Below are 24,623 nucleotides of genomic sequence, written 5' to 3'. Positions count from 1 at the left end.
GGGCGGCGGTCCGGTGCCGGAGCTGGCGTGGGACGAGGCACGGCGGCGGTTCGCCGCGGCGCGGGTGGCCCGGCTCGCGACGGTGGACGCGGACGGGCGCCCCCATCTGGTGCCGGTCGTCTTCGCGCGCTACGGCCCGGACGGGATCGTCACCGCCGTGGACCACAAACCCAAGACCACGCCCCGCCTCAAGCGGCTGCGCAACATCGCCGCGCGGCCGGCCGTGTGCCTGCTCGCGGACGCGTACGACGAGAACTGGGACCGTCTGTGGTGGGTCCGGGCGGACGGCGACGCGCGGGTGGTTCCCGCCGACGCGGCCGTCGTCGAGCCGCTGTGCGCGAAGTACCCGCAGTACCGGGAGCGGCCCCCGGACGCCGCGGTCGTCCTCGTCACCGTGTCGCGCTGGACCGGCTGGCAGGCGGCGCCTCCGTGACCTGTCGTACCCCTTCGGCCGGGGGTCCTCGCCCGTCTCCGCCCGTCGCCGTTTCGCGCGGGCGGCGCACCCCTGGATACGATGCGGGTGATGGCGACGCGCATCTCGGGTTACGAGGTCGAGGGCGAGATCGGGCGCGGCGGCATGGCCGTCGTCTACCGTGCCAAGGACCTGCGTCTGGACCGGACCGTCGCGCTGAAGCTGCTGGCCCCCGAGATGGCCCGCAACGACACCTTCCGGCGCCGCTTCACCCATGAGTCACGGGTCGCCGCCGCCCTCGACCACCCCCACATCGTGCCGATCTTCGAGGCCGGCGAGACGGACGGCGTGCTGTACATCGCGATGCGTTACGTGTCGGGTCCCGACCTGCGCGCGCTGCTGGACAAGGAGGGTGTGCTGCCGGTGGACGCGGTGCTGCGGATCGCGGCCCAGGTCGCCTCCGCGCTGGACGCGGCGCACGAGCACGGCCTGGTGCACCGGGACGTGAAGCCCGGCAACGTGCTGGTGGCGCAGGGCACGGACAGCGAGCACCCGGAGCACGTCTACCTCACCGACTTCGGGCTCACCAAGAAGTCGCTGTCGCTGACCGGGTTCACGACGGTCGGCGAGTTCGTGGGCACGCTGGACTACGTGGCGCCGGAACAGATCTCGGGGCGCCCGGTGGACGGCCGCTGTGACCTCTACAGCCTCGCCTGCGTGGTCTTCGAGATGCTCGCCGGCGGTCCGCCGTTCGTCCGGGACGAGGACATCGCGCTGCTGTGGGCACACCAGTACGACGCCCCGCCGGCGCTCAGCGACGTGCGGGCGGGGCTGCCCCCGGCGTTCGACGACGTGTTCGCCCAGGCGCTGGCCAAGGTCCCCGAGGACCGCTACGGCTCCTGCCTGGAGTTCGTGGGCGCGCTGAGACACGCCACGGGCGGCACCGGCCCGGCGGAGGAAACGGCGGAGGAAACGGCGGAGGAGCCGGCCGCGGACCGGGACGCCGACGGTCCCCCGACCGTCGGCCGGGACGCCGCCCGCACCTCGCAGCCGCCGTCCTGGGCCCGCCCGGTGTTCCGCCGGTAGCCGCCCGCTCCTCCCGCGACCGCCCCGGTCCGGTCCCCTCAGCCCTCCGCGAGGTACTGCTCCGCCCAGACGGTCTTGCCGGTGCCCGCGTGCCGGGTGCCCCAGCGCCGGGTCAGCTGGCCCACCAGGAGCAGCCCGCGGCCGCCCTCGTCGTAGGTGTGGGCCCGTCGCATGTGCGGGGCGGTGTTGCTGGAGTCGAAGACCTCGCAGGTGAGGGTGTGGTCGTCGTGGATCAGGCGGAGCCGGACCGGCGGGCGGCCGTAGCGGAACGCGTTGGTGACCATCTCGCTGACGACGAGCTCCGTGATGAACGCGGCCTCCTCCAGCTGCCACACGGTCAGCTGCTCGGTGGCGAGTCTGCGGGCCTGTGCCACGGCGGCCAGGTCGAAGGGCAGCTCCCAGGTGGCGACCCGGTCGGCGTGCAGGGCCCGGGTGCGCGCGACGAGCAGGGCGATGTCGTCGTCGGGGCGATGGGTGAGCATGGACGTCAGGACCCGGTCGCAGACGGTGTCCAGGCTCTGGGCCGGGCGGGCGAGCGCGGCGAACATCGTGTCGAGGGCGTCGTCGATGTCGTGCTCGCGGGGTTCGAGCAGGCCGTTGGTGTAGAGGGCGATCAGGCTCCCTTCGGGGAGCTCCGTCTCGTACGACTCGAAGGGCAGCCCGCCGAGGCCGAGCGGAGGGCCGGCCGGGACGTCGAGGAAGCGGACGGCGCCCGAGGTGACCACGGCGGGCGGCGGGTGGCCGGCCCGCGCGACGCAGAGCCGCCGGGTGACGGGGTCGTACACGCCGTACAGGCAGGTGGTGCCCACGCCGCCGGCGGTGTCGGAGGCGTCGCCGTCGCCGGCCTCCTCGGCGGAGAGGTGGACGACCAGGTCGTCGAGGTGGCTGAGGAGTTCGTCGGGCGGCAGGTCGACGTCGGCCAGGGTGCGGACGGCGGTGCGGACCCGGCCCATGGTGGCGGCGGCCCGCATGCCGTGGCCGACGACATCGCCCACGACGAGCGCCACCCGGGTCCCGGACAGCGGGATGACGTCGAACCAGTCGCCGCCCACCCCGGCCTGGCCGACCGAGGGCAGATAGCGGGTGGCGATGTCCAGGGCCGCCTGCTGGGGCAGGGTCTGGGGGAGCAGGCTGCGTTGCAGCGTCATGGTGGTGGTGTGCTGCCGCCGCACGTGCGCGGCGCCCTGGATGCTGGTGGCCGTGCGCGCCGCGAGCTGTTCGGCCAGCCACAGGTCGTCCGCGTCGAACGGCTCGGTCCGCCCGCCCCGCGCGAACAGGGCCACGCCGAACGTGATGTCGCCCGCCCTGAGCGGCACCGCCATCAGCGAGTGCGCCCCGCTCGCCAGGACCCACGCGGCGGCCTGCGGGTCCTCCCGCGCCCAGCGGCTCACGACCTCGTCGCCGCCCGGGTACACCGTGCCCCGCCCCTCGGCCAGGCACCGGCCCGACGGCGACCACGGCGGGCAGCGCAGCACATCGCCGGAGGGCCCGGGGAGCGGCGGCCCGTCGGGCACCGAGCGCACGGCGGCCCGGCGCAGGGCGACGCCGTCGGACGGCGGTGTGCCGTGCCGGGGAGTGTCCAGCAGGTCGACGGCGCACTCGTCGGCGAAGGCGGGGACGGCGACCTCGGCCAGCTCCCGCGCGGTGCGCTGCACGTCGGAGCTGGTGCCGATGCGCACCCCGGCGTCGCTGAGCAGCAGCATCCGGCGCCGTACCAGCTGCTGGGACGGGTCGGCGTGGGCCGTCAGGGCCACCGCGCGCACCCGGCCGCCGGTGTCCGCGAGCGGCATGAGCCACGCGTGCCAGGTGCGTTCCGGGTCGGCCGGGTCCAGGTGGAGACGGATCTCCTGGGGCCCGGCGCCGTCCAGGACCCGCCGCATCCTCGACTCGGCCTCGGCGCTGCCCTCGTTCGGCACGATGTCCGTCAGCCGCAGCCCCCGCATCATCCCCTCCGCCAGATGCAGCGTGCGCTGGGTCGTGACGCTCGCGCGGGCCAGCCGCAGCTCCTCGTCGAAGACGGCGGAGACGCACGGCGACTGCTGGAAGGCCCATTCGCCGAGCGCCCGGCCGGCCGAGTCCGCGGCCGGGCCGGTCACGGCGGACACCACCAGCCACTCGGTGCCGCCCGGCCGCTCGCCGGAGGGCCTGCGGTGGACCAGGACGTCCCGGTCCAGCCGGTGCCCGTCCCGGTGGCGCAGTGCCGCGGTCCCGCTCCAGCGCGGTTCGGCGGCCGCCTTCCGCCAGCTGTCCGGGTCCGGTCCGGCGAGCAGCCGGGCGGCCCGCTGCCCCAGGATCTCGGCGGGCGGATAGCCGAGCAGCAGCCGGGCCCCGTCGCTCCAGCCGGTCACGACGCCCCGTTCGTCGACCGTGACCGCGGCGGTGCGGACCTCCGGCGGTACGGCGTGGGTCTGCGCCGGGTGGCTGGGAGGGGTGGGACGTCGTTCCATCGCCGCTCATCCTTCGCGGAACCTGCACGGCCGGCTCTCCCCTCAGGATGGTCCCGGCCGCCGCCGAGCACCAATCCGCCGCCGCTGCCACCCCTGGGCTCCCGGCGGCACGCCCGCGGGCGGTTCCTGTGACGCGCCTGTGACAGTCGGCGGACAGTGCCATGACGTCGCGTTGTCAGGGTTTTGTAAACGGACAAATCGCACCTATTGGTCAATCTCGTACCGGTCAATCTCGTACCGGTCGGTCCCGTACCGCCCGATCCCGATCCGTCGCCCGCGAAGGACCCCCTCATGAGCCCCGTCGCACTCACCGAGCACACCGAGACCGCCGTCGTGCTGGCCCCGCGTGAGCGCGAGACGCTGAAGCACATCGCCGCGGGCTGCACCTACCTCCAGGCCGCCCGGCTGATGGGGCTCTCCCGGCACACGGTCGACGCCTACCTGCGCCGGATCCGCGCCAAGCTCGACATCAACACCACCGCCGAGCTCACCCGGCTGGCCATCTCCCTCGGACTGTGATCCCGCTCCGCCCGACAGATCGACCCCGCCCGTGACAGCGTGGAAGGCAACGGCCGGCCACGGTGTCCTGGAGGCGGAGATGACGGTGAACGGGCTCGGACTGGTGGTGCACGGCGGGCGTGCGGAGGCGGTGGACGCGGCTCGTACCGTACGGGCGTGGGCGGCGGAGCACGACGTGCGGTGCACGGACATCGACGTATGGCACGACGGCGGCCGGCACAGCTCCGGCGAGGAGGTCGCGGCCGCGGGCGACCCCGACCTGATCGTCACCCTCGGCGGGGACGGCACCTTCCTGCGCGGCGCCCGGCTCGCCGCCCGCAACGACGCGCTGGTCCTCGGCGTCGACCTGGGCCGGGTCGGCTTCCTGACCGAGGTGCCGGTCTGCTCGGTGCGGGAGGCGCTGGACGCGATCCGCGAGGACCGGTACACCGTCGACAGCAGGCTGCTGCTCACCATGCGCGCCTCCCGGCGTCTGGAGGTGCCGGCCGACATGGGGCGGCTGATGCAGTACGGCCGCGGGCCGCTGCTGCCGCCGCCCCAGGTGCGCACGGACTGCCAGGAGGACATCGACTGGGGCGTCCCCCTGCACGTCACCGCGGTCAACGACGTGGTCCTGGAGAAGCTGTCCCGGGACCGCCAGGTCTCCGTCGGCGTCTACGTCTCCGGCCGGCTGCTGGCCTCCTACTCCGCGGACGCGCTGCTGGTGGCGACGCCGACCGGCTCGACCGCCTACAGCTTCGCCGCCGGCGGACCCGTCGTCTCGCCCTGCGCGGAGGGCCTCGTCTTCACCCCGGTCGCCCCGCACATGGCGTTCAACCGCTCGGTCGTCACGGCCCCCGACGAGGCGGTCGGCCTGCGCGTCCTGGAACGTTCGGGGCAGGCCGCGGTCAGCGTCGACGGGCAGGTGCGCGGTGTGCTGGACCCCGGGGACTGGATCGGGGTGTACGCCGCCCCGACCCGGCTGCGGGTGGTGCGGCTCGCGCCGATGGACTTCTACGGCCGGCTGCGCGAGCGGATGAACCTCACCGACGCCCCGGCCGCGGTCGCCGACGGGACCCCCGCCCCCCTGTGGTCGCTGCGCACGCCCCCGCCCGGCGACCTGGCCCATCTCTCCCTGCCGCTGATGTCCGCGGAGTACGCCGAGGCGAAGGAACCGTGCGCCGACCCGGTGGACGGTGAGGACGGTGCCGCCCCCGCGCTGGAACAACCGGACCTCCCGCGTCATGCGCGGGAAGGCCACAACAGCCCGTGACCGCCGACTCCCCGTCCTGACTGACGCTCGACCGGGTCCTCGGCGGGTGGACCGGCCGGGTGTGCCGGTACGGCGGAAGGCGCCAGGGACGGTCCGCGGACGGGAGCTCCGGCCCGCGCCGAAGGGCGCGAGCCGGAGCGGTGGTCCGGGAACGGGTCAGTCGGCGGACCGTACCGTCGGCATGGCGAGCGCGACCGGGCCGGTCTTGCAGGAGTCGTGGCAGTCCTTCTCCAGGCTGCAGCACAGCGAGCAGATCGCACCCGAGTGGAACGGGCAGCCCGCCACGTCCGGCCGCTCGAAGTCGGTCGCGCACACCGTGCAGGTCAGCATGGCCGCCGACGGCAGCCCGTCCGGGCCGAGCAGCGGCTCCGCGAGGTCGTCGACACGGGCGATGTAGTACTTCCCCTTCGTCAGCACCGCGAACAGCGGCGAGAGCACCATCGCCAGGAACAGCGCGATGAACGGCGAGTACGCCTTGCCGTACGCCCCGAACGCGTTGAAGTACGCGGCGATCGAGACCGCCGACGCGATCAGCATCGAACCGAAGCCGACCGGGTTGAAGTTGTGCAGATGGGCGCGCTTGAACTCGATGTACGACGGGCTGAGCTTCAGCGGCTTGTTGATGACCAGGTCCGCGACGACCGCGCCGATCCAGGCGATCGCCACGTTGGAGTAGAACCCGAGGACGGTGTTGAGGAAGCCGAAGACGCCGCCCTCCATCAGGGCGAGCGCGATCCCGACGTTGAGGAAGATGTACACCACGCGCCCGGGGTGACGGTGGGTCAGCCGGGAGAAGAAGTTCGACCAGGACAGCGAACCGGAGTAGGCGTTCGTCGAGTTGATCTTTATCTGGGAGAGGATCACGAAGAACGTGGCGAGGCCCAGCGCGACCGGCGCCGCGAACGTCCTGAAGCCCGACACGTACTGCTGGATCGGCTCGTTGGCCTTGGCCAGGCCCACGCTCCCGGCGATGTAGAAGGCGAGGAAGGCGCCGCCGATCTGCTTGGCGGCCCCGAGCACCACCCACCCCGGACCGGCGGAGAGCACCGCTCCCCACCACTTCCTGCCGTTCTCCGGCGTCTTGTCCGGCATGAACCGCAGGTAGTCGACCTGCTCACCGATCTGCGCGATCAGCGACAGCGCGACGCCCGCGCCCGCACCGACCCCGAGCATGCTGATGCTCGACCCGGTGGGGGAGTTGCCCGCGAAGTGCGTGAACTCCGAGAACCTGCCCGGCTCCTGGATCGCGATCGACACGAACGGCGCGACCATCAGCACCAGCCACACCGGCTGCGTCCACACCTGCATCTTCGACAGCGCGGTCATGCCGTAGATCACCAGCGGCAGGATGATCAGCGAACAGATCAGGTAGCCGACGGCGAGCGGGATGTGCAGGCCCAGCTCCAGGGCCTGCGCCATGATCGAGCCTTCGAGGGCGAAGAAGATGAAGGTGAAGCTGGCGTAGATGACCGAGGTGAGCGTCGAACCGAGGTAGCCGAAGCCCGCACCCCGGGTCAACAGGTCCATGTCGATGGAGTACTTGGCCGAGTAGTACGAGATCGGGATGCCGGTGAGGAAGATGACCACGGCCGCGGTGAGGATCGCCACCATCGCGCTGGAGAAGCCGTTGGAGATGGCGATCGAACCGCCGATGGCGAAGTCCGCGAGGTAGGCGATGCCGCCCAGCGCGGTGGTGGCCACCACATAGGGGGTCCAGCGGCGGAAGGACTTCGGCGCGTACCGCAGCGAGTAGTCCTCCAGCGTGTCGTTCTGCGCCCAGTCGTTGTACGTCCGTTTGCCGTCCGTCCGCGCGCCGTCCGCCACGGCCGGCGGCGCCTCCTTGCCGACGATCTCCGTCACGACTCTTCCCTCTCTCGTCCCCGGTCGTTTGCACGGAAGAGTCGCGGTGCGCTGTTTCCCGAACGTTTCACCTGCTTTAAAAGACAAAGCTTGATACTTCCCATGGGAAGTATCGGCAAGTGGCGTGCCTGGTTTCAGAGTTGGGCGACGACATGGAAGTCGAAGGCGTCCGCCCGCGCCAGATACAGCCGTTGGGCGAGATGGTTGCCGCGCAGCCGTACGACGCCCCGCGGCCCCTCGTACGACACCGCGTCGCCGACCGCGCACATCGCCCGCACGTCCAGCGACCGCGCCCGCTCGGCCAGGGCCGCCAGCAGCCGTACCCCCTCGAAGCACGACTCGCCCAGGCTCCCCACCACCGGGGCGTGCACCCCGAACCGGGCCGCGTGGCGGGCACCGAAGTCGAGGCTCTCGGCGGTCGCGAGGGTCCCGAAGAAACCGGCCGCCGCCCACAGCCCGTCGGTGCCGTCCGCACCGGTGGCCAGCAGGATGTTCTCGTCCATGTGCGTGCTGAGCCGCAGACACCGCTGGTGCAGCCCGTAGCCGGCGAACGCCCGGTTGAAGCGTGCCGCGTCCGCCCCCACCAGCAGCATCAGCACCGCGTCCGCCTCGCACCGCTCGATCCGGCGCAGCACCGGCCCGAACCCGTCCGCCCCCAGCGGCACGAACACCTCGTCCCGCACCCGCCCGCCGCACTCCCGCGCGTACGCCCGCGCCGTACGGGCGGTCACCCGGGGCCACACGTAGTCGTTGCCCACCGTGCACCAGCGCCGCACCCCGGCCGCCTCCGCCAGCAGCCGCATCGCGGGCCGCAGTTGGGCGACGTCGGTCTCGCCGGTGAGAAAGACGCCGGGGGTCCGCTCGCCGCCCTCGTACTGCGCGGTGTAGACGTACGGCACCCGGCCCGCGACCCGGGGCAGCAGCGCCTGCCGCACCGCCGAGGTGTGCCAGCCCACCACCCCGTCCACGCCGCCCAGCGAGACCAGCGCCCCGACCTCGGCCGCCACCCGGGCCGGCGGCGCCCCGCCGTCCACCGTGACCAGCCGGACCTCGCGGCCCAACACCCCGCCCGCGGCGTTCAGTTCCTCCACGGCCAGCCGCGCCGCCGACTCGCACGACGGCCCGAAGACCCCCGCCGGCCCCTGCAACGGCACGACCAGGGCGAGGCGCAGCGTGCCGCTCAGGTCACTCGGCGGCGCCGGACGCATCGGACACCTCCGTGCGGGCATGGGGAACGCGGATTCCGGTCCCGGGCCCCGGCGCCCTCGCGGAGGCTCGTCGTATTCTGCGCGCACAGTAGACCTACCGGAAGGACACCGGCAATGCCCTCCGTACCCTCCTCGCCGGACCTCGCCCACCTCCTCAGCCATGCCGAGCGGCGGGTCGTGCGGCGGCTGGCCGCGGTACTGGCCGAGGAGGACTGCGCGGTCGAGGAGTGGCGCGTCCTGTCGCTCGTCGGGGACGGCCGGGGGCACCCGATGTCCGAGATCGCCGACCACGCCCTGATGCCGGCGCCGAGCCTGACCAAGCTCGTCGACCGCATGGTGGCCGACAACCTGGTGCACCGCCGGCCCGACCCGCATGATCGCCGCCGGGTGCTGCTGCACCTCACCCCGCGCGGCGAGGACCTGTACCGGCGCACCGCCCGCCGCGTCCACGCGGACCAGGCCCGCCTGCTGGCTGAGACGGCCGACGGCGGAGCGCTGGCGCACCTGCTCGGCCGGCTCACGGCGGCGGCCGGGACCCCGCCCACGGCACCTGCCGAGGACACCCCGCTCGCTCCGGTCGCCGAGGACGCCCCGCACGCGGCCGCCGCCGACGCCGGGCGCACCGCGGTCCGGAGCACATCCGGCTGAGCGGTGTCCGGAGCACCTGCGGCTGAGCGGCCGACCGGGCACGGCGCCGCGGCCCCCGCCGGTTCGCGGGGAGACCGCGGTGTCGCGTGTCTCCGCCGGAACGCGCGGCCTGAAGCGGGCGGGCGGCGCACCCTCTCGTGAATCGGGCGCCCGTTTGATTTGCTCCGATTTGGAGTTACTCGTCATATGAGTTCTTCTTCATCCTTCACTGTTCGGGTTCGCCCGTTCTGCTCTACGCTTGGCGACGGGAAAAGAACGGGGTGAGGGCGTCATGGGGGGATCATGGCTGCCGGACGTGCCGGGAGCGGGCCGTGCACCGGCACGCCGGGACTCGGGGCTTGAGCAGCGGAGCGCGCCGGCCCAGAGCCGGCTGCACAGTCCGGGGGAGCTGCCGGTCGTGTCGGGCCCGGACCGGCAGGAGTGCTGGGACAGGCTGGGCACGGCCGTGCGCGTACGGCTCGGGCAGAAGGCCGGGACCGTCCTTGAGTGGTGGGCGGCGCAGGACGGCTCCGGAGGCGTCAGCGCGGTCGTGCTCGGCACGTCCGGACTGTGTGTGGCGGACCCGGTGTCGAAGCCGGACGGCACCCGGGCCCACCGGCTGCAGACCTTCCCGCTCGACCCGGGCTCCTTCACGCACCAGTCCTTCGCCGGAGGGCCCGCCATGGGCGGCGGCGGGGTCCGGGTCGGCGGCGCCACGGGCGCCCGCTCGGGGCCCGGCCCGCTGGAGCCGCAGCCACCCGAACTCGTACTGCCACAGGGCGCGCGCGACCTGCTGGGCAATCTGCCGGAAGGAGCCCAGCGCTTCCTCCAGGCCCCTTTCCTCGGCGACGACCGAAGGGTGTACGTCCACTGGCACTACGAGGAGCGGGTGGAGTTCGCCCACTCCGACATGTGGGTGTGGTGCTGTCTCACCGCGGACCGCACGGTCACCGTCGCCGCCGGCCACCGGCGGCTCGCCCGGGGCACCCATCCCCACCACGCCACCTGGACGGTGCTGTGCCGCCGGGCCGCCGTCCGCCGGACCCGGTAGCGACGTGATCGGCATGCGCAGGCGGACCTTCAGCGAACTCTCGGGCCAGGACCCGTACGACATCCTCGGGGTGGACCGGAACGCGACGGCGGAGCAGATCGGGCGGTCCCGTCGCGAGGCACTCAAGACCTGTCATCCGGACCTGAGCCACGGCGACGTGCGGCGCGCCGCACTGATCAACGCGGCTCACGACATCCTCAGGGACCCGGCCGACCGCGCGGAGTACGACCGCTGGGCCCGCGAGCGGCAGGCGCCACCGGCATCCGCGCCCGGCGCCGGCACGGGCACCGGCGCCGAGGACCGGGCGGTGTGGGAGGAGGAGACGGTCGAGGACGTGGCCCCCCGCCCCGCCCCGGCTGCCGGTCCCGCTGCCGGTCCCGCCCCCGGGCCGGGTCCGGTGGGCGGGCACGGCGGCGCGTGGCAGAGCGTTCCGCACGGCCCGGGAGCGGAACGCTGGATGCCGTTCTCCGCCCCGACCGGTCCGCAGCACGTGTGGCACGACTTCACGCCCGGCCGGCCGGTGCGGCCGCCGTCCGCGTTCGCCGCCGCTTCCGTCCTCGCCCTGCTGGCCTGCCTTCCCCTCGGCATCGCCGCGCTGATGGCCTCCTCCCGGGTGCACACCCGCTGGGTGACGGGCGATGTCGTGGGCGCGCGGACCGCCTCCCGGCAGGCGTTGCGCCGGTGTCTGTACGCCTACGCGGTGCTCCTGGTGTACGTCGTGGTCCTGCTGGCGGCCACGCGGAGCGGTACGCCGTGAGCACCTTCGAGATGCTGGCCGTGACCGTCGTGGCGCTGCTGCCGGGGGCCCTCTACGTCTTCGCGACGGAGCGTCAGACGGGCATCGTGCGGGCCGGCCTCGCCGACCGCACCCTGCGTCTGACGGCGGTGTCCGCCCTGTGCCACTGGGCACTCGCGCCGCTGACCTGCTGGATCGTCACGGATCTCTGGCGCACCGGACGGCTGACCCGGCAACCGGTGCCCTGGACCCTGTGGTGGCTGCCCGCTCCGTACCTGCTGCTGCCGCTGCTGCTGGGCACGGCGGTCGGCGTCGGTTTCCGGCGCAGGCGCCGCTGGGCCCTCGTGCTGTACGGGCGCACCCCCGAGCCGAGGGCGTGGGACGCGTTCTTCAGCCACGCGCCGAGCGCCTGGCTGCGGATCAGACTCAAGGACACCTCCGCGGGCAACCACGGCTGGATCCTCGGCGTGTACGGCCGGGACCGGCACGGGCGGCTGGACTCCCGGGCCTCGGGCTATCCCGAGGCCCAGGACCTCTATCTGGCCGACACCGTGGAGAGCGACGAACAGGGCCGGTTCGTGCTCGGGCCGGACCACCGTCCCAAGCTGCGGCACACCGGTCTGCTGGTGTCCTGGCAGGAGATCAGTCATATCGAAGTCATCAGGGGGGAGCCCCATGCCGGACCATGAGAACGACCCGGACCACACCGACGAGACCGATCCCACCGAGTCGGTGGCGGTGGGCGACGGCCGAGGTTACGGCGGGTCGAAGTACACCGCCGACCAGTTGTCCATGCCGCCCGCGTGGGCGATCGCCCCGGCGCCGCCCCAGCCGCCGGCCGAGCCGGGAGACCCGGGCGGCGAACCGGCTCCCGCCACCGGCGACGACGCCTGACGCGTCCTCAGGCCCCGGTGTGGACGAAGGCCCCCCAGTCCCAGGGGTTCGCCATCACCGGGCCGCCGAGGCCTCGAAGCACCGCGCGCTGGGCCCCGGTGAGCGCCTCCGCCAGGTCCTGACCGGCGTCCCAGCGGCCGTACAGGTGCTTCAGCAGCGGGCCCGTGGTGTTGTCGAACACCGTCCACTGCGTGGAGACCACGGAGCCGAAGCCCGCCTGCAGCAGAGCGCTGGGCAGGCCGACCGCCTCGTCCGGCAGTTCCGTGCCGACCCGGGCGGTGGAACAGGCGCACAGCAGCGCGGTCCTGGCCCGGCCGGGCCCGCGGGCCAGCAGGTCCCGGACCGACAGCCGGCCGCCCGCACAGCGCAGACCGCTCTCCAGAGGCGCGTCCGGCACCGACTCCGCGTGCCCCGCGAAGTGCAGGACGTCGCACTCGTCGAGGCCGCGCAGCAGCCGTTCGGGGGTGGCCTCCCGCCCGGCGAGCACCCGCGGGCGGACGCGGGTCAGGCTCCGTACCGCCGCGAGTTCGGCGCGGGCGTCGGGCGTGCCGCCCGGACCGTCCGACGGCGGTGGTTCGGTGGCCAGCAGGAGGGAGGGAGCGGTTGCCGCCGCCCGCCGGGCGGCCGTCAGCACGCCCACGCCGGGTGCGTAGGACAGCACGGTCTCCTCCATGAGGAACCACCAGTCGTCGACACGCGGCGCGGCGCACAGGCCCGCGGCGTGCAGCGGGAGCATGCCCAGCAGTCCGCCGGGCAGCAGGACCGCCCGCCCGCAGCCGCGCAGTTCGGCGGCGACCGGCCGCATCACGCGGTGCCACAGCTCTTCGACCAGGCGACGGGCCAGCCTGCTGTTGGTCTCGCCCGTCCGCGGGGACCGTTCCCCCGGCCGCAGGGCGTCCGCCTCCGCCAGTACCGCCAGCAGGTTCCGGACCGTCCGCCGGTCCAGGTCCGGCAGGTCCACCCCGACCGGGGCGTCGTGGGCCGCCGCGCCGGCGGGCACGACCAGCGCCGCCCCGCCGCCTGCCGCGGCCACCAGGTAGACCAGTGCGGCCGATCCGGCCGCCGAGCACACGTCCGGCCAGACCGCGGGCAGCGACCGCGCGATGCCGTCCCGGCGGCGCAGCCGCTCGGCCAGGAAGGCGTACTCCCGGTGCGCCGCCTCCGCCCGTGCCAGGGCGTCCGGGGCCGCCGAGGTCAGCGCGGCCCGGCGCAGCGCGTCGAGCTCTGCGGCGAGCCGGGCGAGGCGTACCGCGTCCTGGTCGTCGTCCGCGGCGGCGGTGCCGCCCGGCCCGGCCAGCGCCTCCGAGAGCAGCACGGCGCGTGCGCTCTCCAGGACCAGTACGGCGTCGGCGCGGTCCTCCGGGTCGGTGGACAGGGCCAGTTCCCGTACGCAGTCGGCCGAGACGTCGGCGGCCTGCACGAGCACCTGCTCCTTGTGCCCGCGGTCCCGTTGCAACCGGCTCAGGGCGGGCAGTACCCGAAACGCCTCGCCGTATCTGCGGGCCGAGTCCAGGCGCCTGCCCCGCAGCCGCAACCAGCCCGCGTGCTGGGTCGCCGCGTCCCAGGACGCGCGCAGGTTGCCCTGGAGCCCGGCCCGGTACGCCGCTTCGTAGGCGCGGGCCGCGGCGGCCGCCGCGGCGGCGTCCGTGCGGTCGAGTTCGGCGCGCAGCATGTGCGCCGTCGCGAGGGTCTGGAGGATCCCCGCGCGGACCAACGGCTCCTGGCTCTCCGGCCGGTCCAGGATCTCGGTGACCAGCTGCTCCGCGCGCCGCAGGTCCTCGCGGCGGCCGCGGGCGATCAGCGCGTTGGCGAGCAGGCTGCGCGATCCCCACCAGGCCAGACCTGACGCGAGGTCACCGGTGGGCGTCGGCGCGCCCTCCAGCAGGCGCACCGCCTCGTCGATGTCGTCGCTCCGGCGTTCCGCGGGGGCGTCCTGCCAGCGGTAGGCGAGCAGCTGCGCGCGGACGCCGGCCCACTCGGTCGGCAGGGGGCGCGAGCCGCCGGAAGCCCGGGAGCCTTCGCCCACCTGCTCGGTGAGGGCGATCGCCTCCGCGAGATCATCCCGGATCGCGGCCCGCTCCCGCTGCCGCTGCGGCAGGAGCAGGATCTCGCGGTCCTGGTTGTAGCGCATGCCCAGCAGGGCGGCCAGCCGGCAGCGGACCTGGTCGAGATGGTCCGTCAGCCCGGCCCGCTCGGCGGCGGGCAGTTCCCCGGCGACGGCGAGACAGGACCGGAAGGCCTGCACGGCCGAGTCGAGGAGCGCACGGTCGGTCCCGGCGTAGGCCATGAACCGGACGGTGCCCAGGTAGTCCCAGACCCGCATCCGGCGACGGGGTCCCGGCCCGGTGTCCAGCACCCCTCGGGCGAACATCTCGCGGCGCAGGAAGTGGGTGACGGAAGCGGACCCGTCGGCCGGGGGCAGCCGGGGCAGGATCCACCGGCGCAGGGCCGCGGCCTCGGCGGGCGGACGGTCGCAGGGCGGGTCCTCCAGCTCGTCGTGCAGCCAGACGGCCTCCTCCAGCAGGTCCGGGCCGACCGGGCCGGCCAGGGCGAGCAGCTCCCGGGCCCTGGCGCGCACGGCGCCCCGGTCCCCGGTGGCTTGCGGCGGCTCAGCCACCCGAGCCGCCGGGCCCGATCGCGGGCGGCTGTCCGGCGTGCACGATCTGGCCGTGGGCCAGCCAGCGGTAGAGGGTGAAGTGGTACGGGGCGGGCCACACGCGCAGCGCGACCGGGGGTATGTGACCCATGGTCAGGTACACGCAGGCCGCGTCACAGCTGGACATCCGGATGTCCTCGAACCACAGGTCGATCCACTGATGCTGCCCCTGTAACGCGAACCGGTGATTCGTCAGATACATCCGTCCGCCGTCGACCGGTCGAAAGCGGGCCGCGGCTTCCTCCATCGCGCGTCGTTTACGGGACTGGTTCCCGATCACGGTGCCCACGGTCATGGCGAGGCCGACAAAACCGAATCCGATGGAGGTCTTGTGCGCGTATGTTCCGTCCCCTTCCAGGTACTGGAGCACCTGGGCGTTCTCCTGGGCGAAACAGCCCTCCCCCGACGGCAGATGCACCGGCACCTGCATGGCCTCGGGCCGCCATCCCGACGTCAGCCCCTGGGCCAGCCGGTCGGCCGCGGCCATCGCGGTGTGCGCCTGTTCCGCCGACTGCCGCCACATCCAGTCGTTCATGCTCTCCCCCCGATTCCGTGCCACGTTACACCCGGAATAGGCCATTAGAGGGGAATAAGATTAAAGTCGTAAATATGTGCGAAATGCCAGTCCTTTCGCGGCTCGTGGACCCCTCGGACGCCGGGCGGGTCACCAGCCGGTGAACAGGAGGTGGTTCAGGAGCAGGGCGAGCAGTGCCTGCGCCGTGAGCCAGGGGCGTGGCCGCGGCAGGTACCCGCAGGCCGGCAGCAGCCACATCGCGAACGGCAGCCAGATGCGCTCCGTCTCCGCCTTGCTCATCCCGGACAGATCGGCGATCAGCAGGGCCAGCAGGGCGGAGCCCATGAGGAGGGCGAGCCGGGTCTGCCCGGCGGGCGCGGTACGGCGGTGGAGCAGTACGGCACCCGCCCGCCGCAGCCCGGCCACCGTGGCGGGGCCCGTGACGATCACCGTGCAGGCCAGGTTGGCCCACACCCAGTAGCCGTACGGCCGGGTCCCGCCGATGCCCTGGTAGTAGCGGGTGACCAGCAGCCGGTACCCCTGCCACCAGTCGAACCCGGCGAACGTGAACACGAGCGGGACCACCGCCGCCCCGGCGAGCAGCAGGGCGAGCACGGCCGGCCGGGCACGCACCCGGCGCCGGCCGAGCAGCAGTACGGCCGCCCCGGTCAGCGCGAAGAGCGTCAGGCCGTAGGAGAGGTAGCAGGTCAGGCCGTACAGCAGTCCCGCACCCGCCGCCCAGCCCACGGAGCGTCCGGTCACCGCGAGCGCCAGCAGGGCCACCGACCAGGCGGCGACCGCCGCGAAGCAGCCGTCGGCCGAGGCGCCCACCCACACCGCGGCCGGGGCCATGACCAGGAACGGCGCGGACCGCCGGGCGAGCCGTTCGTCGGCCAGGGCCCGCACCGCGATCAGCACCGCGACACCGGCCGTCGACCCGACGGTGATGCACCAGGCGCCCGCCCAGCCGCCGCCGCGCAGCCCGATCCGGTCCAGCAGGACGAAGGTGAGGGTCGCCGCCGGAGGGTGCCCGGCGATGTGGGCGGGCCAGGGCGCCGGGCTGCCGCTGACGATGTGGTGGGTGAAGCCGCGCAGGGCCGCCGGGATGTCGTGGAAGCGGCCGATGACCGTGAGGTACTCGTTCGGACTGGTCAGCCGGCCCGCCACGCCCCGCCGCCAGCCGTCGACCAGCGCCAGCGACCACGTCCACGCCAGACAGGCACCCCAGGCCGCGCCCAGCAGCCCGCGCCAGGGCAGCCGTACGGCGAGGACCGGCCCGTACGCCACCACCGCGGCCGCCACCAGCACGGCGGCCGGGGTACCCGGGCCCACGTGCGGCTGCCAGTCGGCGAACAGCGGCGGCCAGTGCACGAACAGCACGTGGTAGGTGTCCTGGAGGTGCCGGCCGACCAGGACGGCGACGAGCACGAGCAGGGCGGCGCCGAGGACGGCGAGCAGATCGGCGCGGCGATCACGGAGCGGGGCGCGGGTCACACCGGAACGCTAGGTCGGCGACCCCGCGAGCGTGTGGATCAACCGGCTGACGTCAGACTTTCGTCATGGGTCGGGCACCCTTGCGCGGGGTTCCCCCGGCCTACGGTCGGACCATGCGACACGACGACCCACGGCTGCCCACCTCACCCGGCTTCTGGCGCAGCCCGCTGCGCGGCACCTGGTTCACCTCGGTGCTCGGCCTGGTCCTGCTCGTCGGCATCACCGTGCTGTTCGTGACGGGACTGCTGTCGTACGCCGCGTACAACCCGGACCTGGCGCCGGTGAACGACCAGACCCCGGACAAGGGCGCCCTCGGCTTCTACCTCTTCTCCTGGCCGACGGACCCGTACTGGCTCTACCGGGTCACCCAGGGCCTGCACGTCACCCTCGGCATCGCGCTGGTCCCGGTACTGCTCGCCAAGCTGTGGTCGGTGGTGCCGAAGCTGTTCACGCTGCCCCCGGCCCGCTCGCTCGCCCACGCCCTGGAGCGGGTCTCCCTGCTGTTGCTGGTCGGCGGCGGCCTCTTCGAGTTCACGACCGGCGTCCTCAACGTCCAGCTCGACTACCTCTTCCCCGGCTCCTTCTACCCCCTGCACTTCTACGGCGCCTGGGTGTTCTTCGCCGCGTTCCTCGCGCATGCCGCGCTGAAGACCCCGGCGGCTCTCCGGGCCGTTCGCGGGCGGCGCCCGGACGAAGAGGAGTCGGTGGCACCCCGGCCGGACCCGCCCACCGTCTCGCGGCGCGGGGCGCTGCGGTTCGTGGGCGGCGCGTCCCTGCTGCTGCTCGTCACGACGGCCGGGCAGAGCATCGGGGGCGTGTGGCGCCGCACCGCCCTGCTCGCCCCGCACGGCGGAGCCGACCCCGGCAGCGGGCCGAACGGCTTCCAGATCAACAAGACGGCCGCCTACGCCGGGATCGACACCCAGGAGACCGGGGAGGAGGCATGGCGGCTGGTCGTCACGGGCCTCGGCGGCAGAACGGTCCGGCTCAGCCGCACCCAACTCCTCCAACTGCCCCAGCACAGCGCCGCGTTGCCGATCGCCTGCGTCGAGGGCTGGTCGACCGCCGACCAGTGGTGGCGCGGCGTGCGGCTGCGCGACCTCGCCGCGCTCGTCGGCTACGACGGCGACCCGCCGGACGTGCTCGTCGAGTCCCTGCAGCGGCACGGCGCCTTCCGCCGCGCGGCACTGCGCGCCAACCAGGTCGCCGACCCGCGCTCCCTGCTCGCCCTCCAGGTGAACGGCGAGGACCTGTCCCCCGACCACGGCTACCCGGCCCGGGTGATCGTGCCCGCCGCACCCGGTGTCCTCAACACCAAGTGGGTGGCCCGGATGACCTTCGGAGACCTGTGATGCGACCCCGCCTCGTCGTCGGCAGCCCCTTCCAGATCCTCCTCCTGGCCTGCTCGTTCGCGCTCGCCGCCTATGCCGGCGTCCGGCTGCTGTCCGGTGACTGGCTCGGTGTGGCGCTGTGGGTGGTGGGTGCGGCCCTGCTGCACGACCTCGTGCTGCTGCCGCTGTACTCGCTGGCCGACCGGGCGGTGGTACGGGGGCTGGACGCCGCCGGGCGCCGGCAGTGGGCGATGTACGTCAGGGTCCCGGCCGCCCTCTCCGCGCTGCTCCTGCTCGTGTGGTTCCCGCTGATCAGCGGGACGGTGGCGGCACGCTACCGGTCGGCGACCGGCCTCTCCGCGGACGGCTTCCTCGCCCGCTGGCTGCTGATCACCGCCGTGCTCTTCGGCGGCTCGGCCCTGCTGCTGGCGCACCGGCTGCGCAGGGCGACGAAGCGGCGCCCGCCGGCCGTCCACTGAGCCTCCGGCTGCCAGCCCCGCGCGTACCGCAGCAGGGCCGGGGTGCCGAGCCGGGCCCAGAGGAAGGGCGCGCCGACGGCCCGGCGGGCGTCGGTGAGGTGCACGCGGGTCCGTTCGTCCACGTCCACCGGAGCCGTCTCGGCGACCAGCAGCCCGCCGGGGGTGAGGAGTCGGGCCACCCGGTCGAGCAGGGCGCGCGGGTCGCCGCCGATGCCGACGTTGCCGTCCATGAGCAGGGCGGTGCCCCAGCGGCCCTCGCCGGGCAGTGGCTCGAAGACGGAGCGGCACAGGGCCTGGCCGCCGAGCCGCATGGCGTGCCCGACGGCGGCCGCGCTCACGTCGATACCGAGGACGGTACGGCCCCGGGCGGCGAGTTCGGCGACCAGCCGGCCGGGGCCGCAGCCGACGTCCAGGACCGCGCCCTCGCAGCGGTCCAGGACCATCCGGTCGACCGGGTCGGCCCGTGCGCACCAGCGTTCGACGTCCAGGGGCAGCAGCCAGCCGTCGGGGCGGCGCAGGAACAGCGGGCCGTGCCCGGCGTCCAGCGCGGCGGCGTAGGGGTCGGAGCCGGTCCAGGGGACGGCCGGTGAGGTCGTCATCGGCGGCCCGTCCCGCTGTGCGCCGTGCACCGGGCCAGCAGCGCGGCGAAACGGCCGTGCGGGACGAGGGCGGCGACGGCCGCCGCGTCGGCCGCGGTGTCCACGTCCCGCAGCCGGGGCAGGTCACCCACCCGCAGCCCGGCGGCGACGAGCCGCCGTCGCTGGACTGCGCCGGTCTCCGGCGTGGACATCGGCACCCCGCGCAGCAGGGCCGGGTCCGGGGCGGCCAGCCCCAGTGCCCAGAACCCGCCGTCCTCGGCGGCCCCGAAGTACGCGTCGCACTCCGCGAAGTCCACGGTGAGCAGGGCCGGGGTGACCTGGGGGGTGTCCATGCCGATGAGGAGGGCGGGACCGGAGCAGTGCGCGAAGGCGTCGGCGAGCCGCTCGTCCAGCCCGCCCGCACACTGCGGTACGACGTCGAAGCCGGGCGGCAGCCAGGGGCCGGGGTCTCCGTCGAGGACCAGGACCCGGCGGGCGGCGGGGGCCGCGGCCACCGCGTCCAGGGTGTCGGCGAGCGACGCCTCGGCGAGGGCGGCGGCCTGCGCGGGGGAGAAGGGCGGGGTGAGCCTGGTCTTGACCCGGCCGGGCCTCGGCTCCTTGGCGATGACGAGGAGAGTGGTCATGCGGGGGTCCTTCGAAGAGTGCGGCTGAGTGGCTGGGCAGCGCCCCGAAAGGGGTGTGGGGAACTGCGCGATCAGCCCCCACCGGCCCGCACCCGCGGCGGTTCGTGCAGCACCCGGCTCATGTCCCGCACCGCCTGCCACGTGCCGCGCCAGGTGCCCGTCACCTTGGACCTGCCGGTACGCGGCCGGTACGGCACCTCGTGCTCGGCGATGCGCCACCCCGCGTCCGCCGCCCGCACCACCATCTGGAGCGGATAGCCGCTGCGCCGGTCGTCCAGGTCCAGCCCGAGCAGCGCCTCGCGGCGGGCCGCCCGCAGCGGGCCGAGGTCGTGCAGCCGCAGCCCCGTACGACGCCGCAGCATCCGCGCCAGCGCCAGGTTCCCCGCACGGGCGTGCGCGGGCCACGCGCCCCGCCCCTGCGGACGCCGGCGGCCCAGTACCAGGTCCGCCTCGCCGTCCAGGACCTCCCGTACGAACGGCACCAGGAGTGCCGGATCCAGCGAGGCGTCGCAGTCGCAGAAGCAGACGATGCCGGCGGACGCGGCGGTCAGCCCCGCGTGGCACGCCGCGCCGAAGCCGCGCCGCGCCTCGTGGACGACGGTCGCCCCGTACGCTCGGGCGAGGTCCGCCGAGCCGTCGGTGGAGCCGTTGTCCACCACGAGGGCCCGCCAGCCCGCCGGGATCCGGCCGAGCACCCAGGGCAGGGCCGCCGCCTCGTTCAGGCAGGGGAGGACGACGTCCACGTCCGTCGCCGGGGAAGAGGATGAGGTGGTCACGGCCCTCACCCTACGAACGCGGACCGGACATACCGGGCCCCGGATGCTTACGAAACGCGGACGTCGGCGCCCCGGCGCCCGCCTCCCGGTTTCTTACGAAACACGAACGCCGCACCCCGGGTCCGGCCTCGGCCGCGACACCCGCGACGGCCCGGTGCGAGGGTGGAGACATGCAGCAGCCGTACGAGCCCACCGAGGCCGGTGCCGACACCGATGCCGGTGATGCCGAGGCCAGGACCACCGCCGGTACCGCCCGGGTCCTGGTCGTGGACGACGATCCGACCGTCGCCGAGGTCGTCTCCGGATACCTGGACCGCGCCGGATACCTGGTCGACCACGCCGGCGACGGCCCCACCGCCCTGGCCCGCGCCGCCGCCCACTGGCCGGACCTGGTCGTGCTCGACCTGATGCTGCCCGGCATGGACGGCCTGGAGGTCTGCCGGCGGCTGCGCGGCCACGCCCCCGTCCCGGTCATCATGCTCACCGCACGCGGTGACGAGGACGACCGCATCCTCGGCCTGGAGGTCGGCGCCGACGACTACGTCACCAAGCCCTTCAGCCCCCGGGAACTGGTCCTGCGGGTGGAGTCGGTGCTGCGCCGCAGCCGTCCCGCCCCCGCCGCCACGTCCTTCTCGTCCGCCGGACTCACCCTCGACCCCGGCGCCCGTCGCGCCACCAAGGACGGCACCGAACTCGCGCTCACCCTGCGCGAGTTCGACCTCCTCGCCTTCTTCCTGCGGCACCCGGAACGGGCGTTCGGCCGGGAGGACCTGATGCGCGCGGTGTGGGGCTGGGACTTCGGCGACCTGTCCACCGTCACGGTCCATGTCCGCCGGCTGCGCGCCAAGGTTGAGGACGACCCGGCCCGGCCGCGGCTGATCCAGACGGTGTGGGGCGTCGGCTACCGCTTCGAGCCGGGCGGGCACGGCGGACCGGCCGATCAGGCAGGTCAGGCCGGTCAGGCTGGTCGGGCTGGTCGGGAAGGAGCGGCCTGACATGAGCGACACCGCCCTCATCGCCCTGTACGCCTTCGCCGGCGCCGCCGGTACCGGGCTGCTCGGCGCGGCCGCGCTGCGCCTGCTGCGGCGCCGTTCGCTGACCGCGTCCCTCGCCGTGGTCGCCACCGTCGGCGTGGTCGCGATGCTCGCCGGCACCCTGGCCGTGGCCTGGGCGATGTTCCTCTCCTCGCACGACCTGTCGGTGGTGACGACGGTCGTCGCGATGGCGGCCGTGGTGTCCCTCGCGACCGCGCTGGTACTGGGCCGCTGGGTCGTCGCCCGCAGCCGTGAACTCGCCCTCGCCGCACGCTCGTTCGGCGAGGACGGCGACTTCGCCGCACCCCCGGTCCCGGCCACCGCCGAACTGGCCGAGGTGAGCCGCGAGCTGGCCGCGACGAGTGCGAAGCTCGCCGAGTCCCGTGAACGGGAACGTGCGTTGGAGGCCTCGCGGCGGGAACTCGTCGCCTGGATCTCGCACGACCTGCGGACCCCGCTGGCGGGTCTGCGTGCCATGTCGGAGGCGCTGGAGGACGGTGTCGCCACCGACCCCGGCCGCTATCACAAGCAGATCCGCACCGAGGTCGAGCGCCTCAACGACATGGTCGGCGACCTCTTCGAACTCTCCCGCATACACGCCGGCGCGCTCGCGCTGAGCCCGAGCCGGATGTCGTTGTACGACCTCGTCGGCGACGCCCTCGCGGGGGCCGACCCGCTGGCCCGCGAGTACGGCGTACGGCTGGTCGGCGACCGGGTGGAGCCGGTGCCGGTGCAGGTGGACGGCAAGGAGATGAGCCGGGTGCTGGGCAACCTGCTGGTGAACGCCATCCGCCGGACGCCCCCCGACGGCACGGTCGCGGTCGCCGCCGAGCGGTCCGCCGAGGGCGCCGTCGTGCTGTCCGTCACGGACGGCTGCGGAGGCATCCCCGAGGAGGACCTGCCCCGGGTCTTCGACACCGGCTGGCGCGGCAGCCACGCCCGGACCCCACCGGCCGGAGCCGGGCTCGGCCTCGCCATCGTGCGCGGGATCGTCGAGGCCCACCAGGGCCGGGCCACCGTCCACAACATCCCCGGCGGCTGCCGCTTCGAGGTCACCCTGCCGACAGCCCCGTGACCACTCGTGCTGTCGGTGGCGTCCGGCGTCGGAACGGCGGGCCCCCGGCAGCCGCGGGTCGTTCCCCGCGCGGACTCACTCCCCGCTCGCGAACTCCCGCATCCCCTCCCCGAATCCGACCTCGGGCTTCCAGCCCAGTTCGGCCCGCAGCCGTGCGGAGTCGGCCGTGATGTGCCGTACGTCGCCCAGCCGGTACTCGCCGGTGACCACCGGCAGCGGACCGCCGTGTGCCCGGGCCAGTGCGCGGGCCATCTCGCCGACGGTGTGCGGCTCGCCGCTTCCGGTGTTGTACGCGGTCAGCGCACCCGGGGCCGGCCGTGCCTCCAGCGCCACCACGTTGGCGGCGGCCACGTCCCGGACGTGCACGAAGTCCCGGCGCTGCCGCCCGTCCTCGTACACCCGGGGCGCCTCGCCCCGGGCGAGAGCGGAACGGAAGAAGGAGGCGACGCCCGCGTAGGGGGTGTCGCGGGGCATCCGGGGCCCGTACACGTTGTGGTAGCGCAGCGACACCGCCGATCCGCCCGTGGACCGGGCCCACGCGGCGGCCAGATGCTCCTGGGCCAGCTTGGTGGTGGCGTACACGTTGCGCGGATCGACGGGCGCGTCCTCGCCGACCAGTCCGGGCGTCAACTCGGCCCCGCACACAGGGCAGTTCGGCTCGAACCGGCCCGCGTCCAGATCGGCGACCGCGCGCGGGCCGGGCCGTACGACGCCGTGCCGCGGGCACCCGTACCGCCCCTCCCCGTACACGACCATCGACCCGGCCAGCACCAGGTGCCGTACCCCCGTCTCGGCCATCGCGGTGAGCAGTACGGCCGTGCCGAGGTCGTTGCGCGAGACGTACTCCGCCGCGTCGCCGAACCCGACGCCGAGGCCGACCATCGCGGCCTGGTGGCAGACCGCGTCCACGCCCGCGAGGGCCCGCCCGACCGCCGTCGGATCGCGTACGTCGGCGCCCGGTCCGGCACGGACGTCGAGCACGACCGCTTCGTGTCCGCGCGCCGTCAGCGCCTCGACGACATGGGACCCGATGAACCCGGCACCGCCGGTGACCAGTACACGCATACGGCCACGCTAGGCGCGCCCGGCCGCCGGACCACGCGCCCACGCCCGCACGTCACGACTCCGTAAGGCGCCCCGGCGTACGCGCGCACCCGTTCACTTCATGTCGAGCGCGTACTCGCAGTGCATCTCCTGGGTGTACCGGTTGCCGCCCTGCGTGTAGTTCACGCGGCAGCCGCTGAGATGCTCCCGGATGCGGCCGACGACCCTGACCCTGACCATGGCGTAGTAGTCGCCGCTGTCGGCATGGCCGCGTATCACCAGGGGGCGGCCGGAGTAGTCCGGCATCGTCGTCATGTCCCGGGAGCCAGGGACGTTCTTGTCCCCCTCCATGCTGTCCAGGATGTATCCGTCGGTGTCCTTCGCGGAGTAGACCGAGTACCCCTCGACCCGCGCCCCGGACGGCACGTGGTCCAGCCGCACCGAGGTGATCCGGACCGTCGTCCTCGATCTGTTGACGAACAGCGGGAAGGCGAATCTCCAGACCATTCCGACCTTGGCGTGCGGATACCCCAGGATCCCGAACGCGGGCGGACCCGCCGCCGTGAGGGCGTCCCCGGTCGCGGGCGGGGTGCTCATCGAGGCCGTCGAGGACGCCGAACCCGGGCAGAAGCCGAGCACGGTGATGACGAAGGCCACCGGCAGCAGGACCCTGCTCCGTGTGAGACGCACAGGTCCTGCCACGGTTCCCGCCCCCCTGAGCCCGCTCCCCGGTCGCAGGATCGTAAGGATCACTTACTCAAATAATCAACGACTTTTGGTTCAAGAGCGCATCAAGCCCTGCGAGTCGGCATCATGCGGGCTCGCCTGTTGAACGGCCCGGCCGGAGGTCACGTACCTGTCGCTGTGGGCGGCGCGGTGCCGCCCGGAGGAAGGGCTGAACGATTT

Annotated in this window: 23 protein-coding genes; 12 read left to right on the top strand and 11 right to left on the bottom strand. The window is 73.9% G+C overall.

Annotated features, from left to right (window positions below):
- Nucleotides 1-13 precede the first annotated feature (13 nt).
- Both IEZ11_RS34950 and IEZ11_RS34945 read left to right on the top strand, forming a co-directional pair.
- A complete protein-coding gene (locus IEZ11_RS34950) occupies nt 14-433 on the top strand; it encodes a TIGR03668 family PPOX class F420-dependent oxidoreductase (RefSeq protein ID WP_189266978.1) in 420 nt (139 codons plus the stop codon).
- An 81-nt stretch (nt 434-514) separates the two neighbouring features.
- Complete coding sequence (locus IEZ11_RS34945; RefSeq protein ID WP_189266977.1) at nt 515-1,498, top strand: serine/threonine-protein kinase; 984 nt, start codon at nt 515-517, stop codon at nt 1,496-1,498.
- Between the two features lie 38 nt (nt 1,499-1,536).
- Here the strand turns inward: IEZ11_RS34945 and IEZ11_RS34940 are convergent, their stop codons facing one another.
- Nucleotides 1,537-3,945 carry an ATP-binding SpoIIE family protein phosphatase gene (locus IEZ11_RS34940; protein ID WP_189266976.1) on the bottom strand — a complete coding sequence of 803 codons (2,409 nt, stop codon included), beginning with the start codon at nt 3,943-3,945 and terminating at the stop codon, nt 1,537-1,539.
- A gap of 291 nt (nt 3,946-4,236) precedes the next feature.
- On the opposite strand from IEZ11_RS34940, the gene IEZ11_RS34935 reads away from it, so the two are divergent.
- Both IEZ11_RS34935 and IEZ11_RS34930 read left to right on the top strand, forming a co-directional pair.
- Nucleotides 4,237-4,464 (top strand): response regulator transcription factor, encoded by a 228-nt coding sequence (locus IEZ11_RS34935; protein WP_189266975.1) that lies wholly within the window; start codon nt 4,237-4,239, stop codon nt 4,462-4,464.
- 79 nt (nt 4,465-4,543) lie between these two features.
- Nucleotides 4,544-5,716, top strand: coding sequence for an NAD(+)/NADH kinase (locus IEZ11_RS34930; RefSeq protein ID WP_189267066.1), 1,173 nt, complete (start codon nt 4,544-4,546; stop codon nt 5,714-5,716).
- 156 nt (nt 5,717-5,872) lie between these two features.
- On the opposite strand, the gene IEZ11_RS34925 is transcribed toward IEZ11_RS34930, so the two are convergent.
- Both IEZ11_RS34925 and IEZ11_RS34920 read right to left on the bottom strand, forming a co-directional pair.
- Nucleotides 5,873-7,576 (bottom strand): hypothetical protein, encoded by a 1,704-nt coding sequence (locus tag IEZ11_RS34925; protein WP_189266974.1) that lies wholly within the window; start codon nt 7,574-7,576, stop codon nt 5,873-5,875.
- Between the two features lie 134 nt (nt 7,577-7,710).
- Entirely contained in the window at nt 7,711-8,784 is a 1,074-nt protein-coding gene (locus IEZ11_RS34920; RefSeq protein ID WP_189266973.1) for a substrate-binding domain-containing protein, read from the bottom strand.
- A 114-nt stretch (nt 8,785-8,898) separates the two neighbouring features.
- On the opposite strand from IEZ11_RS34920, the gene IEZ11_RS34915 reads away from it, so the two are divergent.
- The 5 genes from IEZ11_RS34915 to IEZ11_RS34895 all read left to right on the top strand — a co-directional run bounded on the left by IEZ11_RS34915 (nt 8,899) and on the right by IEZ11_RS34895 (nt 12,092).
- On the top strand, nt 8,899-9,432 hold the full coding sequence (locus tag IEZ11_RS34915; protein ID WP_189266972.1) for a MarR family winged helix-turn-helix transcriptional regulator: 534 nt from the start codon (nt 8,899-8,901) through the stop codon (nt 9,430-9,432).
- A gap of 271 nt (nt 9,433-9,703) precedes the next feature.
- The gene (locus tag IEZ11_RS34910; protein WP_189266971.1) at nt 9,704-10,462 is read left to right on the top strand and encodes a hypothetical protein; all 759 of its coding nucleotides are present in this window, start codon (nt 9,704-9,706) and stop codon (nt 10,460-10,462) included.
- A gap of 13 nt (nt 10,463-10,475) precedes the next feature.
- Nucleotides 10,476-11,219: a DnaJ domain-containing protein gene (locus IEZ11_RS34905; protein ID WP_189266970.1), complete on the top strand. Its 744-nt coding sequence runs from the start codon at nt 10,476-10,478 to the stop codon at nt 11,217-11,219.
- Nucleotides 11,216-11,887 carry a DUF6338 family protein gene (locus IEZ11_RS34900; protein WP_189266969.1) on the top strand — a complete coding sequence of 224 codons (672 nt, stop codon included), beginning with the start codon at nt 11,216-11,218 and terminating at the stop codon, nt 11,885-11,887. Before IEZ11_RS34905 ends, IEZ11_RS34900 begins: the two co-directional genes overlap by 4 nt.
- Nucleotides 11,874-12,092 (top strand): hypothetical protein, encoded by a 219-nt coding sequence (locus IEZ11_RS34895; protein ID WP_189266968.1) that lies wholly within the window; start codon nt 11,874-11,876, stop codon nt 12,090-12,092. The genes IEZ11_RS34900 and IEZ11_RS34895 overlap by 14 nt, the downstream gene beginning before the upstream one ends.
- Before the next feature lie 7 nt (nt 12,093-12,099).
- Here the strand turns inward: IEZ11_RS34895 and IEZ11_RS34890 are convergent, their stop codons facing one another.
- The 3 genes from IEZ11_RS34890 to IEZ11_RS34880 form a co-directional block, all read right to left on the bottom strand.
- Nucleotides 12,100-14,670 (bottom strand): CHAT domain-containing protein, encoded by a 2,571-nt coding sequence (locus IEZ11_RS34890; protein ID WP_189266967.1) that lies wholly within the window; start codon nt 14,668-14,670, stop codon nt 12,100-12,102.
- Between the two features lie 31 nt (nt 14,671-14,701).
- Nucleotides 14,702-15,283 (bottom strand): hypothetical protein, encoded by a 582-nt coding sequence (locus IEZ11_RS34885; RefSeq protein WP_189266966.1) that lies wholly within the window; start codon nt 15,281-15,283, stop codon nt 14,702-14,704.
- A gap of 129 nt (nt 15,284-15,412) precedes the next feature.
- Nucleotides 15,413-16,756, bottom strand: coding sequence for a hypothetical protein (locus IEZ11_RS34880; RefSeq protein WP_189266965.1), 1,344 nt, complete (start codon nt 16,754-16,756; stop codon nt 15,413-15,415).
- A gap of 113 nt (nt 16,757-16,869) precedes the next feature.
- Here IEZ11_RS34880 and IEZ11_RS34875 point away from each other — a divergent pair, with 113 nt between their 5' ends.
- Entirely contained in the window at nt 16,870-18,108 is a 1,239-nt protein-coding gene (locus IEZ11_RS34875; RefSeq protein ID WP_229713540.1) for a molybdopterin-dependent oxidoreductase, read from the top strand.
- 313 nt (nt 18,109-18,421) lie between these two features.
- On the opposite strand, the gene IEZ11_RS34870 is transcribed toward IEZ11_RS34875, so the two are convergent.
- The 3 genes from IEZ11_RS34870 to IEZ11_RS34860 form a co-directional block, all read right to left on the bottom strand.
- Nucleotides 18,422-19,165: a class I SAM-dependent methyltransferase gene (locus tag IEZ11_RS34870; RefSeq protein ID WP_189266963.1), complete on the bottom strand. Its 744-nt coding sequence runs from the start codon at nt 19,163-19,165 to the stop codon at nt 18,422-18,424.
- Nucleotides 19,162-19,788 (bottom strand): TIGR04282 family arsenosugar biosynthesis glycosyltransferase, encoded by a 627-nt coding sequence (locus IEZ11_RS34865; RefSeq protein ID WP_189266962.1) that lies wholly within the window; start codon nt 19,786-19,788, stop codon nt 19,162-19,164. Before IEZ11_RS34865 ends, IEZ11_RS34870 begins: the two co-directional genes overlap by 4 nt.
- 71 nt (nt 19,789-19,859) lie before the next feature.
- Nucleotides 19,860-20,573, bottom strand: coding sequence for a glycosyltransferase family 2 protein (locus IEZ11_RS34860; RefSeq protein WP_189266961.1), 714 nt, complete (start codon nt 20,571-20,573; stop codon nt 19,860-19,862).
- Between the two features lie 161 nt (nt 20,574-20,734).
- On the opposite strand from IEZ11_RS34860, the gene IEZ11_RS34855 reads away from it, so the two are divergent.
- On the top strand, nt 20,735-21,559 hold the full coding sequence (locus tag IEZ11_RS34855) for a response regulator transcription factor (protein WP_229713539.1): 825 nt from the start codon (nt 20,735-20,737) through the stop codon (nt 21,557-21,559).
- Between the two features lies 1 nt (nt 21,560).
- Entirely contained in the window at nt 21,561-22,673 is a 1,113-nt protein-coding gene (locus IEZ11_RS34850; RefSeq protein ID WP_189266960.1) for a sensor histidine kinase, read from the top strand.
- A gap of 75 nt (nt 22,674-22,748) precedes the next feature.
- Here the strand turns inward: IEZ11_RS34850 and IEZ11_RS34845 are convergent, their stop codons facing one another.
- Both IEZ11_RS34845 and IEZ11_RS34840 read right to left on the bottom strand, forming a co-directional pair.
- Nucleotides 22,749-23,738 carry an NAD-dependent epimerase/dehydratase family protein gene (locus IEZ11_RS34845; protein ID WP_189266959.1) on the bottom strand — a complete coding sequence of 330 codons (990 nt, stop codon included), beginning with the start codon at nt 23,736-23,738 and terminating at the stop codon, nt 22,749-22,751.
- A gap of 93 nt (nt 23,739-23,831) precedes the next feature.
- Nucleotides 23,832-24,407, bottom strand: a complete 576-nt coding sequence (locus IEZ11_RS34840; RefSeq protein WP_189266958.1) for a hypothetical protein — start codon at nt 24,405-24,407, stop codon at nt 23,832-23,834.
- Between the last annotated feature and the right edge of the window lie 216 nt (nt 24,408-24,623).

The organism is Streptomyces fuscichromogenes, from assembly GCF_014645815.1.
GTDB lineage: Bacteria > Actinomycetota > Actinomycetes > Streptomycetales > Streptomycetaceae > Streptomyces > Streptomyces fuscichromogenes.
Note: the sequence above shows the minus strand (reverse complement) of the source record. Positions and strands in the feature narration are given on the sequence as shown.